This window comes from Candidatus Avedoeria danica (assembly GCA_016703025.1).
Taxonomy (GTDB): Bacteria; Chloroflexota; Anaerolineae; order Epilineales; family Epilineaceae; genus Avedoeria; species Avedoeria danica.
The window spans coordinates 2,824,954-2,841,424 of record JADJCV010000004.1 but is presented as its reverse complement, the minus strand read 5'-3'; the positions used below and the strand labels follow the sequence as shown (position 1 = coordinate 2,841,424).

Here is a 16,471-nt window from a genome sequence, read left to right as displayed (position 1 = left end):
CCTCGCTACGGCGCAGTTTCCGCCGTCGCCGCCGTCTCGGTGGCATTCGCTTCGCCTTCCGCCACGACGTCGCCGCCGAAGCTGCCCGAGCCGATCGCCCCGGCATCGATCTCGACCCGCCCCGTCATCCCGGCGTACACCGCCAAGTCGCTGTCATCGAGGTCGAGCCAGACCTTGAAGACCACGCCGCCCGCGGCATCCACGGTGCCACCCGGCGCGATGTGCCGGACGGTGGCCGAGAGCGTGCGGTCCGGGTAGGCCGTCAGCGTGACCGACGCCTTCGCGCCCTCGTGTACGTCGCCGACATAGCGCTCGCTCAGGTTGCTCGTCACGAACAGGAGCGGCGACGTACGGGCCACCGTCATGGCCGGCCCGGTGACCGCCTGCGCGCCGGCGGCGATGTTCACCGTCAGGACGGCGCCGTCGAAGGGCGCCTTGATCTCGGCGCGGGCCAGCGCATCGCGTGCCTGTGTCAGCCCGACCTGTGCCTGCCGCAGCCGTGCCCGAGCGACCCCCGCGTCGTCGGCCGCGGTCGCCTCGACGGTGCGCAGGTTGATCTCGGCAACGCGCACCGTGGCCTCCGACGCCTGGACGAGCGCCTTGGCGGCGTCGCACTCGGCCGTGATGCCGGAGTCGTTGTCCCCTCGATCGCGGTTCGGGTCGTTCTCCGCCCTGACCTTGGCCAGCTGACACTGGCCGTCGCGGCTGATCTGTTGCGACCAGAGCTGGTTCTTGGCCCGCTCGAGGTCCTGGCGCGCCGTATCGAGGGCCGCGCCGCTCTGCGCCTTCTTCAGTGCCGCCGAAGCCGCCGCCACCTCGGCCTCGCCGCCGGCGATCTCAAGCTCGAACGGCGCCGTGTCCATCCGCGCCAGCACATCCCCTTCGGCGATCGCCTGGCCCTCGCGCACGAAGACCTCGCGCACGGTGCCCGGCTTGGGGAAGGCGAGCGTCTGCGGCGGTTCCGGCAGCTCGAGCGCCCCGTCGGCGGTGACGACGCGGCTCACGCCGCGCTCGATCGACCGCGACGCGACCGTCGTCGCGCGGACGCCAGGCGTGCCGGGACCGGGCAGTGCCGTGGCCGCGACAAGCGTGCCGGCCACGCCGACCGCGCCGGGCGGCTGCGAGGCCGGACGGTCGCCGGTGCAGGCGGTCGTTGCCGCCGCGAGTGCGACGGCACAAAGGGCCAACCGATTGTGGTTCATTACAGCGTCCTCAGGATCGCGATCGCCGGCCGCTTGCGGTAGCCGTGCGTGGCCCAGGTGGCCGAAACCAAGCTCGCCAGGATCATCAGGACGAGCATCGCCGGCACGACGATGACGTCCATCGCGAAGTGCGTCGGCAGCTCGTTGCGGAAGCCCTCCGACATGCGGAGCGCGTAGGCCAGGAGGACGCCCGCGGTCACGCCGGTCAGCGTCGCCGAGAGCGTCATGATCATCGCCTCGCCGACGAAGACACCGAGCAGGTGCCGGCCGGGGGTGCCGATCGCCTTCATCATCCCGATCTCGCCGCGGCGGCCGTAGATCGAGACGTAGATCACGGCGAAGACGCCGAATACGGCCAGCACGCTCGTCAGTGCGGTCAGGACGATGAGGAAGAGCTGGCCGGTCTTCGACTCCTCGCGGATCGTCTGGACGGTCTCGGCCGTGCTGTCGATCGTCAGGTCGTTCTGCGTGGCATAGCGCAGCCGGAGATCGCTCGTCAGCTGCTGCTCGTCGATGCCGGGGCCGTGCGTGGCGAACAGGCGGCGGACGATCGGGGTCTTCTTGTCCGGCGGGCCGAGCTGCGGGTCGTTGGCGAGGATGCGGAACGACTCGAGGCCCATGAGGACCGAGCAGTCGCCGCCCCAGACGGCCGTCTGCTTGGCCGTGAAGTTCCCGACACCGCCGATCCGCTTGGCGACGCCGACGATCGTCATCGGCACCTCGTGGTCCCGCCCGCCGCCGACGATGACGAGCTCATCGCCGACCCCGAGGTCGAGATACGTCGCCAGCGCCGCGCCGATGACGATCGTGTTCGGCTCGCCGGCCACGCGGGCGACGGCCGAATCGTCGCCCGCGACCATCTCGATCGCCTCCGGGTAGAGCACGGGGCGGAGGTCGGCATCCACGCCGAGGGCGCGCACGTTGGCGTCGCGCAGCCCGACGCCGTCCTTGACGCGCGTCCGGAACTCGTACGTCAGCGCGGCCGTCGCGCCGAAGTCGGCATCGGAGCGCACCTCGTTCAGGAGCTCGGGCCGGAAGTTGCTGACCGCCGCCTGGTTCGGGTCAACGCTGGCGCCGCCGGCTCGACCGACGAACGTCCATGCCGGCCAGACGACGAACGGCGCGCCGCCCGTCAGCCGTTGGTCCGTGTCCGTGTTCGCGATGCCGAGCGCCAGCGACGTGCTGAGGAACGCCGGCAGCGTCGCGCTCATGACGATCATCAGCGAGATCAGCGTGTTGCGCACCTTGCCGCGGAACGTCGTCCGCTGCACGAAGTAGCCGATGCGCGGCGCGAAGCGCTTGAGGACGAAGACGAGCAGCCGCTCGAACGGCAGGATGACGATATAGAAAACGAGCGCGGCGCCGACGATCAGGCTCAACAGCGACCCGAAGATCAGGGCGGACAGCACCCACAGGATGCCGAAGTCGAACGCCAGCGGGAAGACGAAGAACACGAGGGCGGGGTAGGTCAGAACGACGAGCCCGCGGCCCGAGACCTTGAAGTCCGGCCGCCGCTCGCGCAGCTTCGCCAGGTCCTCGAGCCCGAGGCCGTCGGCCACGCCGGGGTTGATCGCGTGTGTGATCTTCGTCGTGGCCGCCTTGTGCGCGGGCGCCCATGTGGAGAGGGCCAACACGAGGAACGCCGTGATCACGCTGATCGTGATCGCCCGGACGCTCACGAGCGGCAGGTCGGCCACGGTCTCGCCGGCGCGGTTGGCGATGAACGGCGCGATCGCCAAGTTGTTCACCGCCTGTCCGACGACGAGACCGAGCCCGATGCCGAGGCTGCCGACCGCCGCCACCTCGGCTGCGACGATGTTGAAGAGATGTCTGCGCGGCGCCCCGAGGATGCGCAGGATCGCCATGTCGCGCGTCTGCTCCTGGACGTTCGTCATGATCAGCGTGCGGATGAGCATGCCCACCACCGACAGGCTGAGGACACCGTACATCGTGATGAGGGATTGCCAGAAGATGAAGGCGTTTGCGCCGTCGATGACGGCCCGCGGCCGCGGCATGAGGTACACCCAGTCCGCGTCGCCGAGCTTGGCGCGCACGTCGTCCGTGACCGCGCGGGTGCGGAACGCCGATCGCTGCGGATCGCGCGAGTCATACAGGCTGCGGTCATAGTCGACGGCGATCCGCTCGGCAAGCTTGCCTAGGCCGAAGCGCTCCTGCAGGGCCCCAAGGTCGACGAGCACGCCCTCGTTGCCGTCCTGCCCGGTCACGCCGCGCTGCGTCGCGATCGCCCGGACCGTCCACGTGCCCGTCGTTCGGCGGCGTGACGCGCCCTCGTCGGGTGCGCGTCCCTTGAGGCGGCTCGGCGGCGGCGCGTACTGGATCTCCACCGCGTCGCCGACCTTCAGCCCGAGCACGTCGGCCGTCTGTTGCAGGACGATCGCGCCCGGAACGCCGTCCTGAACGGCGACGTCGGCGGCGCCCTCCTCGACCTCGATGTCGCCGAGCGTGTCGTCGGCGCGACGGGCGACCATGAGCGTGTCGCCGCGTTTGTCGCCGGCGATGAGCGTCACCGTGCCCTGGATGCGGGGCAGCGCGGTGCGGACGCCCGGCACCGTGGCGAGCGTCGTCAACGTCTCGGCGGGGTCGAACAGCCGGTTGGGTGCCGTCTCGGGCCGGCTGAGGATGAGGTCGAAGTCGCCCACTTTGCCCGAGACGCTGCCCGCGTAGAAGCGGCGGTAGCTCTCGACCGTCGCGTTCAGCGCCACCAGCGTGCCGACGCCGACGATCAGGCTGAGGACCATCAGGATCGTCCGCACCTTCCGGCGCCAGAGGTTGCGCCGGATGTAGGTCATGATCATCGCGACGGCTCGGCGACGGGAGCGGTGTGTGCGTATGGCGCCGACGACGGCGGCGCCGCGCCGTCGTGGTCCGGCGGGTCGGCCGCGACGGCCGCGACGGCCGCGACGGCGGCGTCGCCGTGCGCCGCGTGCTGGCCGCCGGCGCGGTGGATCGCGCTGGCGGCCTCGTCGACGATGCGGCCGTCCAGCAGGTGGACGGTGTAGTCGGCGAACTCGGCCATGCGCGGATCGTGCGTGACGTAGACGATCGTCTTGCCCTGCTTGTCCTTCAGGTCTCGCACGAGCGTCATGATCTCGAAGCCGGTCGCGCTGTCGAGGTCGCCGGTCATCTCGTCGCCGATGACGATCGCCGGGTCGTTGGCCAGGGCGCGGGCGATGGCGACGCGCTGCTGCTGGCCGCCCGAGAGCTCGCTCGGGTAGTGCTCCATGCGGTCGCCGAGACCGACCGAGGTCAGGAGAGCCTCGGCGCGCTCCTTGCGCTCGCGGCGCGGCCATTTGCCGAGGAGGACCATCGGCGCTTCGACGTTCTCGAGGGCGGTGAAGTTGGACAGCAGGTTGAACGTCTGGAAGACGAAGCCCATCGTCGCCAGACGCAGCCGCGCCAGGCCCTCCTCTTTCATGGACACGATGTTGTGGCCGTCGATCGTCACGTGGCCGCGGCCGGGCGAGTCGAGGCCGCCGGTGATGTTCAGCAGTGTCGTCTTGCCGGAGCCGCTCGGGCCCATCAGGCAGACCATCTCGCCACGCCGGATGTCCAGCGAGACGCCGCGCAGGGCCGGGACGGCTTCCTTGCCCATGACGTAGCTCTTGTGGACGTTGTCGATCTGAATGATCACGTCGCTTTGCGGGACGACGTTGGGCATCGTGGCCTCTCTTGCTGGCAACCGTCGGCGAACGGAACGTATGACGCCGGACCGCCGGGGTCCCTTACAGACGGCCGGTCCAGGATCGTCGAGGGACGACGCCGTCATATTACAGCCGTCCGCCTTGTGCTACGCTTGCCCAGCGTCTTCGCCCGCCCGCAGGAGTGCCGCCGATGCCGCCGGAACCCGATCCGACCTCGACGCCCGTCCGCCGCACCCTGGCGCTGAGCCCGGCCATGGAGGATTACGTCCGGGCGATCTACGTCCGCGGCGGCGATGAGGTGGCCGTGATGACGACGGCCCTCGCGCGCGACCTCGACGTTGCGCCGGCGTCCGTGACAGGGATGGTGAAGCGGCTGCACGCCATGGGCCTCGTCCGCCACGAACGCTACGCCGGCGTGCAGCTGACGGACATCGGCCGCAAGGTGGCGCTCGAGATCCTGCGCCACCACCGGCTCATCGAGACCTTCCTGGCCGAGTCGCTCGGCATCGGTTGGGACGCCGTGCACGACGAGGCCCACCGCCTCGAGCACCACATCTCGGACGCGCTGGGCGAGCGCATGGCCGACTTCCTCGGCCACCCCGATCGCGATCCTCACGGCGCCCCGATCCCGCCGCGCAACGGCGAGTTCGTCGCCCCGCGCCACGCCCGCCTGGCCGACAGCATCCCCGGCGCCCGCCTGATCGTCCGCGAGGTCCCCGACGAGGACGCCGCCGACCTGCGCGCCCTCGCCCTGCTCGGCATCCGCCCGGACGCCGTCCTCGACGTCGTCGCAGTCGCCCCCGACGACGGCCCCGTCACGGTGCGCGTCGGCGGAGTGGACGGCGACGTGGCGCGCGCGGTGGCCCAACGGGTGGCGGTTGACGCGGTGGTGGATGGCGATGAGGCCCCGGCCCGCATGTCAGACCCGCGGCGCGTGTGCGACGGGTAGGCTCCAGCCCGTGCGTTACGACACCGCCCCCAGATCGAAATGCGGGTTCTCGATGATCCCGATCTCATTGCCCCACGGGTCGCGCACCGTGGCCACCAGGATGCCTCCGCCGACGTCCTCCGGGTCGGACGCGACGACGACGCCGAGGCCGCGCAGTCGCTTGACCGCGGCGCGCGCATCCTTCACGCCCCAGTAGGCCACCGTTCCGCCCGGGCCGGGGGCGCCGCCCGCTTCGTCCGGGTTGAGACCGAGCTCGAAGCCGCCGACGTTGAAGCCCACGTAGTACGGCTCGTCGAAGTACGGGTCACGTTCGAGGATCGCGCGGTACCAAGTCTTGGCGGCGTCGATGTCCGGAACACGGTAGAGGATCGTGCGCAGGCCGAGGATCATCGTGCGGCTCCTGGGGTGCAAATGCGAACAGATGTGCTAGTGATCGGCGTGTATCGTAGCCCGGTCACGGCCTTTGTGCAACCCCATCGTCACGTCCTCCACAGCGTCCGCTCCCCACCGGATCACGTCCCCCACAGTCGCTCCCGCAGCCCCGACGCCCGCACGGACCGCCGCCCGATCGCAAGGCGGATCGTGTCGTCCGTTCCGAAGATCGTGACGCGCTGGCGGGCGCGGGTGACGGCGGTGTAGAGCAGCTCACGCGCGAGCAGCGGTGATCCGCCGTCGGGCAGCACGACGACGACGGCATCGAACTCCGAGCCCTGGGACTGGTGGATGCTCAGCGCGAATGCCGTCTCGTGCGGCGGCAGGCGGGCGGGTGAGAGGTCGCGCAGCTGGCCGTCCGGCATGCGGAAGTAGGCGCGCCGCGCGCCGCCGTCTGGCGGGCGGGCGACGATCCCGATGTCGCCGTTGAACAGGCCGATCGCGTAGTCGTTCTGGCGAACGATGATCGCGCGGGCGGCATTGACCGTCGGCTCCGCGGTGCCGTGACGCACGCCCGCCAGCGCCGCGACGATGCGGTCGTTCAACGACTCGACGCCGGACGGCCCGCGGCGGTGGGCGCACAGCACCCGAAAGGACTCGAGGGCATCGAGCTGTCCGGCCGGATCGGCCGCCTGCACCACCGGGCGATAGCCGGCGACGACGGCATCCCGCAGCGCGGCCGACAACCGCCCGTCGTGCCCGACCGGCGGCGTGGTGGCGCGCGCCGCGTCGGGTGTGCCGGGATCGTCGAGCAGCGCCAAGGCGGCGTCCGCGTCGCCGGCGTGGATCGCGCGAGCCAGCCGGCCGATCCCGCTGGCGGCGCCGAAGCGCCGGCTGTGCGTCAGGAGGACGACGCTCGCGGCCAGTGGGGATCCGGCGCGCGGCGACGCGACGGTCTCGTCTGGAGCCGTGGTTCGGATCCCTCCCCCGGCGTTGGCGACATCGTCGTCGGTCGACGAGGCGGACGTGACGAACGCCGCGAACGCGTCCGCAAGCGCGGCCTGATGGGCCAGCGCGCGGTCGCCGCCGCAGATGTCACCGAGCACGGCGCCGGCATCGACGCTGGCGAGTTGGTCATGGTCGCCGAGCACGATGAGCCGCGCGGCCGGCGCGACGGCGTCGACGAGGCGTCGCATGAGCACGAGGTCGACCATCGAGGCCTCGTCGACGACGACGATGTCGGCCGCGAGCGGCCGGTCGGCGTCGTGCGACCGGCGTCCGTCGCCCCGGAGGCCGAGCGCGCGGTGGATCGTCTGTGCGGCGGTGGGCAGTGCGGCCCGGATGCCGTCGTCGATCGCGAGGCCGGCCCCGGCCGTGCCGACGGCCTCGGCCAGCCGGGCGGCGGCCTTGCCGGTCGGCGCCAGCAAGGCGATGCGCGGCGGCGGGGAGCCGATGGCCCTGGCCTGGCCGATGAGCAGCACCAGGATCCGCACGACCGTCGTCGTCTTGCCGGTGCCCGGCCCGCCGGAGACGACGGCGAGGGATCGCCGTGCGGCGACCCAGGCGGCGACGGCTTGGGCGTCGACCCCGGCGGCGTCCGGTGGTGGGTCGATCGATGGGCCGGTGGAAACAACGGTGGCGGAGGGGGGGCCGAACAACGCGGCGAGCGCGGTGCGGAGCGCCTCGGCGTCGTGCGGCAGGTCGCCGGCGTTGGCGCGGGCCAGCAGGGCGTCGGCCAAGCGGGTCTCGTGGGACCAGTAGCGGCGGAGGTAGAGGCGGCCGGCGGGGAGGTGGAGGACGAGGGGGGTGAAGGACGAGCGGCGAGGGATCGAGGGACGGGCGTCATCCGTCGGCGCCGCGGCGACGGGGTTCGCGGGGTCGTACGGACGGAGGGTCGTCGTGACCGGGCTGGCGGTGAGGGCGGGTATCCACACGTCGAGCGCGGGCCAATTCAGGCCGGCGATGGGGGTGCCGTCGTCGTCCGACACGGCCTCGGCAGCGAGGGCGGACAGGTCGGCGCAGACGTCACCGCGTCGGATCGCCCGGCTGGCGAGCGCGATGCCGAGCGCAACACGTGGATCCGTCACCTGGGCAAGACGGACGAGCGCCCCGGCCAGCGCGCCGTCCAGCGCGTCCAGCACGCCCGCTTCGGCCAGGACCTCCACCACGGCCTCCCGTGCCTGGCTTGCCACACCTCCTTCCCGATCCGTCGTCGCGTCGTTCATCCCGTCCCCTTGGTGTCTTCCGACCCTTCTTCAACGCCCCAATCGACCCCAACGCCCGAACCGACCCCGACGCCGCACGCGCACCGGTCGCCCTCACCCCTCCAGCACCGCCTCCAACCGCGCAACCCGCCCCTCCGTCGGCCGATCGAAGAAGACGCCGCAGCTCGGGCCGAGGGCGGGGTGCATGCCGCGGACGAAGAGGTAGAACACGCCGCCGAACGACTCGTCGTAGCGGTAGCCCGGCACGCGGCGCTGCAGGTAGCGATGGACGGCCACGGTGTACAGGTGGTACTGGAGGTAATAGTGGTGGTGCGCCATCGCGCCGGCGATGCGCTGAGGCGTGTAGTCCGCCCACGTCGATCCGAGGCGGTTCGACTTCCAATCGACGATGTACCACCGGCCGCCGACGCGGCACACCATGTCGACGAACCCGCTCAGGTGGCCGTGAACGGCGTCGAAGCCGAGCCGGCCGACGGCGTCGGCGTAGCCGGGCGGCAACCCGGTGGCGTCGGCCGCTCCGTCGGCCCGCTCCGTGTGCGGCCAGCGCGGCGGCGAGGTCGGCCGGTGAAAACGGGCGCCGTGCCCTCTCATCATGCCCGAGGGCGATGGGCAGGACGAACGGCATCTCGTTCAGCCGGACGCTGCGCGGCACGTCGGCCAGCGCGAAGCCACTTGGGCCGTCGGCCAGGCGGGTGGCGACGATCTCGGCCAGTGCTGACGACAGGACGTCCGCGGCGGCGGCGTCGATCCCGGCGCGGCGGCAAGCGTCGGCGGCCACACCCGGCCAGAGCGTAGGGTTCGTGAAGTCGATCCGCTCGAAGACGGCGTGGAGGCACGTGCCGGGGTCGGCGCCGGCAGGGAAGGCGTCCAAGGTGACGACGGCCGGCAACGACGCACCTGCGTTGGCGGCCGGACCGGCTGCGGGGCCGGACGCCGTCGCCGACAACCGGTGGCCGTCGTTCGTCGCCGGCAGGTTCGGTTCGACCGTTCCGATCACGTCGTTGCCGGTGCCGGTCAAGTCGTCGCTGCCGCCGGCCTCGCCATCGTGGTCCCGCGTAGCGTCCGGGTCGGGTGGCGTGCCGCGATACGCGCTGACGAGGGCCGAGTAGCTCGTGCGGCGGCGACCGCGCGGGATCGGGCCCTCGAAACGGCGGGCGGTTGGGAGATCGCCCGTTTCCGGTGTGGCGCGCCAGGGGGGGGCGGCGCCCGTCGCGAGGCCGCGGACGGCGATGGCGCCGCCGCCATGCGCGGTGGCCGCGACGAGCGCGTCGAGATCCGCTTCGAACGCGGCGGGGTCGGCGATGCGTCGGCCGACGTGCGCGATCGCGTCCTCGAGTTGGCGACGGGCGGGCAACGACGCATCGCCGTCGGCCGCTGGCGCCGGCGGGGGATTGACGCGCTCGCCCGACGCCAGCCCCGGCTGGGGGTCGACGCCGTCGCGTTCCGCCCGCCCCGGCGTTGGGTGGCAGAGGCGGCCGAGGGCGCTGCGCTCGGCACCGGCGATCGGGCCCCAGACGATCCGGCAGTGGTGCTTGGCGCGGGTCAGCGCCACATACGCCAGCCGCATGTCCTCGGCGAAGTCGTCGACCTCGGCCGCGTCGCGGTGCGCCTGGTCGGGCGGCGTGCCGATGTCGAGCTTCAGCCGCTGGTCAGTGGGGTCGGTGAAGCGCACCTCGGTCTCGTTGCGGTGCATGGAGCGGTACCAGAGGAACGGGCAGTACACCACTGCGTACTCCAGCCCCTTGCTGCGGTGGACGGTCACGACCTGCACGGCCTTCATGTCGCGCTCGAGCCGCAGCTGCGCGCTGTCTCCGACCGCGGCGGTCCGGGCGGCGGTGTCCGTGCGCATGCGCGCCAGCCAGCCGAGCAGCGCGCGCGGGCCGTGGCCGTCCGTGTGCGCGGCGCGGTGGATCAGCTCCGCCACGTGCTGCACGTTCGTCAGCCGGCGCTCGCCGTCGGGCAGCGTCAGCAGGCGCACCGCCACGCCGGCCTCCTCGACGATCCGGCGGTAGGCTTGGATGAACCCGGCCTGCTGCCATCGTTCGAGCCAGCCGCGGAACCGCTCGACCTCGGCTTCCCACGCCATCTCGTCGGCCGCCAGCACCGCCAGCCGCGCGGCATCGGCGCCGAGGATGCGGGTGGCGAGGGCGCCGCGGACGAGGCGGGCTGACCCCGGCTCGATCACCGCTGCCAGCACGCGGGCCAGTTCAGCGGCCTCGTCCGTCTCGAAGACGCTGTCGTCGCCGTGGCGCACGCTCGGGATTCCGAGCCGGTCGAGCGCGCGCTGGACGGCGGCGGCTTGCGGGTTCGTGCGTGTCAGGACGGCGATGTCGCCGGGCTCGATCGGCCGCGTCGAATCGGGTGCCGCCTCGACGGCCCGGTCGCCGCTCCGCGGGCCGCGATGATCGGCCGGATCGTATGCCACGCGCAGAAGCGGCGGTGCGGCGAGGAGCGCGGCGATGTCGGTGGCCACGCGGCGCGGGATGGTGCGCCTGGCCCAGTCGCGCTGCAGCAGGCCTTGCGCGTTCGTTTCGGCGCCCGGGTCATCCGGTGAGAGGCGCAGGATCATCACGGGGGGCTGCGGGGCGGCGGTGTCGGCGGCGAAGAGGCGGTTGGGGTGGTGGTGCTCGACCGGCTGGTAGCGAATGCCCGGATAGACGAACGGCCGCGGGACGCGGTCCTCCGCCCAGACCGCGTTCAGCGCCCGGACGAGCCCTTCGTCCGAGCGCCGGTTGTGCGCCAGCGTCCAGCGCCGGTCCGTTCCGGCGTCCTCGGCGGCGCGCAGGTAGGCGAAGACGTCGGCGCCGCGAAAGGCGTAGATCGCCTGCTTGGGGTCGCCGATCAGGGCGAGGAAGGTCGCGCGGGCGGCGTCCGCGGCGCTGACCGTTGCGGCATGCGGGGCCAACTGCGGCGCACGCGCCGTCGTCCCGAAGAGGGATCGAAAGATGCGGTACTGCACGTCGTCCGTGTCCTGGAACTCGTCGATCAGCGCGGCGGCGTAGCGGGTGCGGGCGCTCGCGGCCAGGCGCGGGCCTCGGTCGCCCGCGAGGGCGTCGGCGAGGTCGTGGAGGAGGTCGTCGAACGCCTGGGCGTTCGCGCGCCGGCGGCGGAGGCGCGTCTCGCGGGTCAGATACGGCGCGAGGCCGAGGCGGATGCGCTCGCTCCACGCCGCGAGGCCGTCGGCGAGGTGGGCGTCGGCGACGGCGAGGCGGTCGCAGGCGTCGATCAGCGGGTGGGATGGCGGGTCGCAGCCGTCCTTCACGTGCGGCGCGATGCCGTCCGTCGTGAACCGCAGGAGCGTCGCCCGGACCGGAACGGCCGGCGGCGGGGCGTCGGAGGCCAGCCAATCGCCGATCTGATCGAGCCAGCGCGGCACGCTTCCCTTCGAGAGCGAGCGGTGCGTGAGCGCCGCGCCCGTCGAGAGCACGACCTCGGCGTCGTCGCGCCCGGCAGCGAACGCGGCGCGCGCATGGGACCGCGAGCCGTGCCACTCGGCGAGCGCGCGGTCGAGCCAGACGGCGTCGCTGTTCTCCGGTTGGACGTTCACCCCGACAACGGCCGGAGCGACAGCAGGAGCGACAGCAGGCACGGCGACAGCAGGCACGGCGACATCGTGTATGCGCCGTTCGGTGCCAGCGTTCGGATCGACGCTTCCGGCCAAGCCATCGTCCGCGCGCCCTGCGCCGGTGTCTCTCGGCGCGGGCAGCACCTCGAGGCCGCGGGCGCGGGCGAGGGCAGTCGCCAGACGCTCAAGGGTGGCGGGCGTGACCTTGGCGGTGTCGATGAGGTGGGCGACGAGGACGGGCGGCGCGGCGTAGGTCTGCGAGGCCCAGTAGTCGGCCACGATCTCGCGCTTCAGGGCGAGATCGTCGTCCGTGAGCGTCGCCTCGAAGCTCGTGCCGCTCTCGAACGCGAACTCCTGCAGCACGCGCTGGCAGAAGCTGTGGATCGTGAAGATCGGCGCGGTATCGAAGTCCCGCAGCGCAGCGGCGAGCGCCGCGGCGTCCGCCGGGCCGTGGCCGGCGGCGCGACGGGCGGCCAGATAGCCCGTGAAGCCGCTGCTCGTCGCCTGGGCGTCGGGGGGCGACGCGGCGGCTTCGCGGTCCGGGGCGTCGCAAGCGGCCAACGCGTGGACGATCCGCCGGCGGATCCGGTCGCGCAGCTCGGCGGTCGCGGCGCGGGTGAACGTCACGACGAGGATCCGGTCGATCGTCAGGCCGGCTTCGAGGACGAGCCGCAGCACGAGCGTTCCGATCGTGTAGGTCTTGCCCGTGCCGGCGCTGGCCTCGATGAGATGCGTGCCGTCGAGCGCGAGGCCCCACGGCTCGAGCGGCTTCATTCCGCCTCCCCGTCGGCGACGATGGCGGCCAGGATCGGGCGATACACGGCGCAGGCGATCTCGGCGAACGCGGTTTGCCAGCCGGGATCGCCGTCCTCGCCGAACGGCTCGGCATCGCCGACGACGAGGCGCACCCACTCGTCTTCGCCCTCGCCCCGTCCGCCGCCGGCGAACGCGGGCGGGTCGAAGGCGTGGCGCGCCTCGCGAAGGGCCTTCGACGTATGCACGGGCGCGTCGTCCGGACCGGCCGCGGCGAAGGCGTGCGATGCGCGGGGGAGGAACGGCAGCCAGGCCCGCTGGCCGGACCGACAGAGCGCGACGAGCGTCGACAGGACCCGCTCCGGCGCCTCGACCGGCCCGAAGGCGATCGTCGCCGCGCCGCCGTTGCGATCGGCGGCGGGGGGGCGGCCGATGCGGCGGCTGTGGGTGGAGGACGGACCGTCCGGCGGTTGGGCCCGGAGGGCGCACAGCACGACGTGCTCGATCCAGAGGTCGAGCGTCTTCGCGACGTCGACGCGGGCGAAGCTGCAGCGCACGAGGCCGCCGGGGCGCACGCCGGCCAGCGTGCCGACGAGTCTCGTGCCGCTTCGGACGGCGGCGCCGTTCGGGACGAAGTTCGGGAGCAGGGCGGTATCGACAGGCGGCAGGCGCAACGTGAAGTCGATCGGCGGCAGGTGCGATGGGGACAGCCACGGTGCGGCGACTGAGGCGATCGCGGCGGCCTGATCGACGATCGGCGTGAGGGCGACGGCGCCGGGCGTGCCGATCGGCGCGATCCCGGCCGCATGGACGCGCGCCATGGCCGCGGCGGCGGTCCGACCGGCCAATAGGTCGCGCAGCACGGCGTCGCCGACGGCGTGGCGGCCGAGTCCGTCGAGGGCGAGCGGTTCGCGGTCTTCGAGCGGCGTCGCGTCGCCCGGGAAGGCAATGCCGAGGTTGTGGCGGAGAAGGTGGCGGGCGGGGTGGCGGAAGAAGGCGACGAGGTCGTCGAGGGCGATGTCGGGTTCGTCGGCGTCGGAACCGGCGGTATCCCTCCGTCCGAGCGCCACGGTGCTCGTGACGAACGGCGTCGCGTGCGTTCGCGCGCCCAGAAGTCGAACGGCGGCGGGGACGTACGCCGTGGCGTACGAGAAGAGGCGGCCGTCGCTCCGATCGTCCGCCGGCGCCTGGGCCGTGCCGGACGGCGCGGACGCCGTGAAGTAGCGCGGGCTGAACGGCTGCAGCGGGTGCCAAGTCACGAGCGCGTCCGCGGTCGCCGAGACGTCGGCGGCCGCTGCAGACGCCGGGTCGAGGGCGACGAGCGCGTCGAGCAGCTCGCTGACGACGACCGAGGGCGGGAGGCGGCTGTTGTCGTTCATGCTCTGGCCGTTGAATGTGACGATGAAGCGGTCGCGCGCCGCCAGCAGCGCCTCGAGGAACAGGAACCGATCGTCGTCCCGCGCGCGGCGGTCGCCGACGCGGGGGCGGCGCTGGACGAGGTCGAACGCGAACGGGCGGCCGGGGCGTGGGAAGGCGCCGTCGTTCATCCCGAGGAGGGCGACGACGCGAAACGGGATCGAGCGCATCGGCGCGAGGGCGCAGAACGTGATGCCGCCGCTGAGGAAGCCGCGCGCGCCGTCGTTGGCGTCGACGGCCTGCAGCACGTGGTCCGATATGCTGTCGAGCGTGAGATCGCCGACGAACCCGGCCGTCTCGGCCCGGTCGGCGAGGTCGTCGAGCGCGGCACGGAGGCGGCCGTGCTGGGCGGCGTTCGCGCCGTCGTGGGCGATCGTCTCGGCCAGGAGCGCCGTCAGCGCCGTGGCCCATGCCCGTGCCGGCCGAGGTGCGACGCACGACGCGCGGGCCGCGGCGAGATGGCCCGCGAACGCGCACAATGCGCCGAGCGCGTGCGGCGCCGCGAGGGCGTCGAGGGCGGGTAGCACGCCGTGGAAACAGCCGTCGGCAGCCCGGTCGATGACGGCGCCGATCGCACCGTCATCGGCGTCGCTCTTCGATCGCACACTGCCGTCCCCGTCCGCGTCGTCGTCTTCGCCAACCGCGACGCCGAGCAGCAGCCGGTCGAGTCCGAAGCGCCACGTGTTCGCGTCCTCGGCGGGCTGGCCGACGCTGCGGCGATGGTCGGCGTCCGCGGCCCATCGGATCCCGGCGGCGGCCACCCAGTCGCGCACGGCCCCGAGATCGGCCGCCGGCAGGCCGAAGCGCTGGCGGACGGGCGGCAGCGCCAGGAGGTCGAGGACCTCGGCGGCCGTGAACCGCCCGCGGAGGACGTGCAGCAGCTGGCCGAACGCCTGGACGACGGCGAGCGACTCCCGGCCGGGTCGGTCGGCGATGGCGAACGGCAGTCGGCAGCCGTCGAGGCGCGTGGCACCGAACACCGCGTCGATGTACGGCGCGTAACCCGCGATGTCGGGTGTGAGAACGACGATGTCGTGCGGCGCCAGCGTATTGTCGGCCGCGAACGCCGCGATGAGCTGGTCGCGCAGCACTTCGACCTCGCGCAGCGGGCCGTGGCAGGCGTGGATCGAGACCGACGTGTCCTGGCCGGCGATGAGCAGGGCGAGGGCATTCGGCCGGGGCTTTGGCGCGTCGGCGTCGATGTCGGCTTGCAGCGCGTGCAGCGCGGCGAGGCGATCGGGCGCTTCGACCGATCCCGCGCTCGCCGGGAAGTCGTCGAACGTGACCTCGTGCGCGACGGACCCGGCGAGGAGCTGGAACTCGCGCGCGACGGTGCCGAGCGAGCGCAGGAGCGGATGGCCGGCCGCGGGGAGGTCGTCCATCGCGCGCGCTTCCGGCGCGCGCCCGGCCGGCATGCCGCCGACGGCGCGGTGGTCGCGCAGCGCTCTCGCTCCGACCGTCGATGCCGCAAGCGCAAAGACGTTGACCTCGACGTGGCGGGCGAGCGCGGACAACAGGCGGATGTACAACGGCGAGAGGGCCGACAAGCCGAAGACGCTGACGCGGGCGAAGTCGGGGTCGCTCGGCTGCCGACCGGCCTCGAGCGCCGCGATCAGGCGCTCGGTCTGCCGCGCGCCGCGGCTGCGGTCTGGATGGGCGGCTGTGACGGCACGCCACAGTTGAGGCTGCCAAGCGTCGTCGGGATCGTCGATTCCGCTGTCGACGGCGACTTCACGCCCACCATCGCCGCTGCGTCCGCTGCTGAGGTCGACGCCAAGGTCGATGCCCTCCTCGGGATGAACGCCGTCGTCGTGTTCCGCTTCCCATGCCAGCAGCACGTCGGGTCGATGGAGCTGATAGCCGTCGAACACGTCGGCGATGCGCTCGGCGAGCGCGATGAGGCGGGTGGACGACGTGCCCGACGGTTCTACGTCGGGCCCCATCCCCGCGTCCAGGTAGTGGCGGAGCGGGGCGTAGGCAGGCGCGCCGCGGTCGGCGGCGATGGCGGCGGCGATGGCGAAGGCGAGGCCGGTGCGGTCGAAGGTGCGCTCGGCGGCGGCATCGTCGAGGACGTCGCGGCGCAGCTTGCGGGCGAAGGCCTCCGGGAACGGGAACCAGCCGTTCGCCCAGACGCCGGTGGCCGTGGCCAGCGTCATCTCCAGCCAGCGCTGCATGCCGAGGCTCTGGACGACGATGCAGTCGTTGGCGAACGGGTTGTCGAGCGGCGGCCGCACGACCTCGACGAGGCGCTCGGCGAGGTGTTCGACGCGGTTGCTCAGGTGAACGTGCAGCATGGGGGCGATAGTGCCATCGGCGGGAGATCCGTG

7 protein-coding genes are annotated in these 16,471 nt (G+C 72.7%); 1 reads left to right on the top strand and 6 read right to left on the bottom strand.

The genetic code is table 11. From position 1 onward, the window contains the following. Window positions 1-5 precede the first annotated feature (5 nt). The 3 genes from IPG72_14155 to IPG72_14145 are packed head-to-tail and all read right to left on the bottom strand — an operon-like array spanning window position 6 to window position 4,851. Window positions 6-1,202, bottom strand: a complete 1,197-nt coding sequence (locus tag IPG72_14155; GenBank protein ID MBK6770126.1) for an HlyD family efflux transporter periplasmic adaptor subunit — start codon at window positions 1,200-1,202, stop codon at window positions 6-8. Continuing rightward, the gene (locus tag IPG72_14150) at window positions 1,202-4,018 is read right to left on the bottom strand and encodes an ABC transporter permease (protein MBK6770125.1); all 2,817 of its coding nucleotides are present in this window, start codon (window positions 4,016-4,018) and stop codon (window positions 1,202-1,204) included. The genes IPG72_14155 and IPG72_14150 overlap by 1 nt, the downstream gene beginning before the upstream one ends. Beyond that, window positions 4,015-4,851: an ABC transporter ATP-binding protein gene (locus IPG72_14145; protein MBK6770124.1), complete on the bottom strand. Its 837-nt coding sequence runs from the start codon at window positions 4,849-4,851 to the stop codon at window positions 4,015-4,017. The genes IPG72_14150 and IPG72_14145 overlap by 4 nt, the downstream gene beginning before the upstream one ends. 203 nt (window positions 4,852-5,054) lie before the next feature. Here IPG72_14145 and IPG72_14140 point away from each other — a divergent pair, with 203 nt between their 5' ends. Beyond that, window positions 5,055-5,813: a metal-dependent transcriptional regulator gene (locus IPG72_14140; GenBank protein ID MBK6770123.1), complete on the top strand. Its 759-nt coding sequence runs from the start codon at window positions 5,055-5,057 to the stop codon at window positions 5,811-5,813. A gap of 15 nt (window positions 5,814-5,828) precedes the next feature. On the opposite strand, the gene IPG72_14135 is transcribed toward IPG72_14140, so the two are convergent. The 3 genes from IPG72_14135 to recC form a co-directional block, all read right to left on the bottom strand. Beyond that, entirely contained in the window at window positions 5,829-6,203 is a 375-nt protein-coding gene (locus tag IPG72_14135) for a VOC family protein (GenBank protein MBK6770122.1), read from the bottom strand. A 2,007-nt stretch (window positions 6,204-8,210) separates the two neighbouring features. After that, window positions 8,211-12,749: a UvrD-helicase domain-containing protein gene (locus tag IPG72_14130; GenBank protein ID MBK6770121.1), complete on the bottom strand. Its 4,539-nt coding sequence runs from the start codon at window positions 12,747-12,749 to the stop codon at window positions 8,211-8,213. Next, window positions 12,746-16,438 carry an exodeoxyribonuclease V subunit gamma gene (recC, locus tag IPG72_14125; GenBank protein MBK6770120.1) on the bottom strand — a complete coding sequence of 1,231 codons (3,693 nt, stop codon included), beginning with the start codon at window positions 16,436-16,438 and terminating at the stop codon, window positions 12,746-12,748. Before recC ends, IPG72_14130 begins: the two co-directional genes overlap by 4 nt. Window positions 16,439-16,471 lie beyond the last annotated feature (33 nt).

Bases quoted from the DNA above. Each gene is read 5' to 3' on its own strand.
- IPG72_14130 (MBK6770121.1), bottom strand. From the start codon at position 12,749: ATGAAGCCGCTCGAGCCGTGGGGCCTCGCGCTCGACGGCACGCATCTC.
- IPG72_14140 (MBK6770123.1), top strand. From the start codon at position 5,055: ATGCCGCCGGAACCCGATCCGACCTCGACGCCCGTCCGCCGCACCCTG.
- IPG72_14135 (MBK6770122.1), bottom strand. From the start codon at position 6,203: ATGATCCTCGGCCTGCGCACGATCCTCTACCGTGTTCCGGACATCGAC.
- IPG72_14150 (MBK6770125.1), bottom strand. From the start codon at position 4,018: ATGATCATGACCTACATCCGGCGCAACCTCTGGCGCCGGAAGGTGCGG.
- IPG72_14155 (MBK6770126.1), bottom strand. From the start codon at position 1,202: ATGAACCACAATCGGTTGGCCCTTTGTGCCGTCGCACTCGCGGCGGCA.
- recC (MBK6770120.1), bottom strand. From the start codon at position 16,438: ATGCTGCACGTTCACCTGAGCAACCGCGTCGAACACCTCGCCGAGCGC.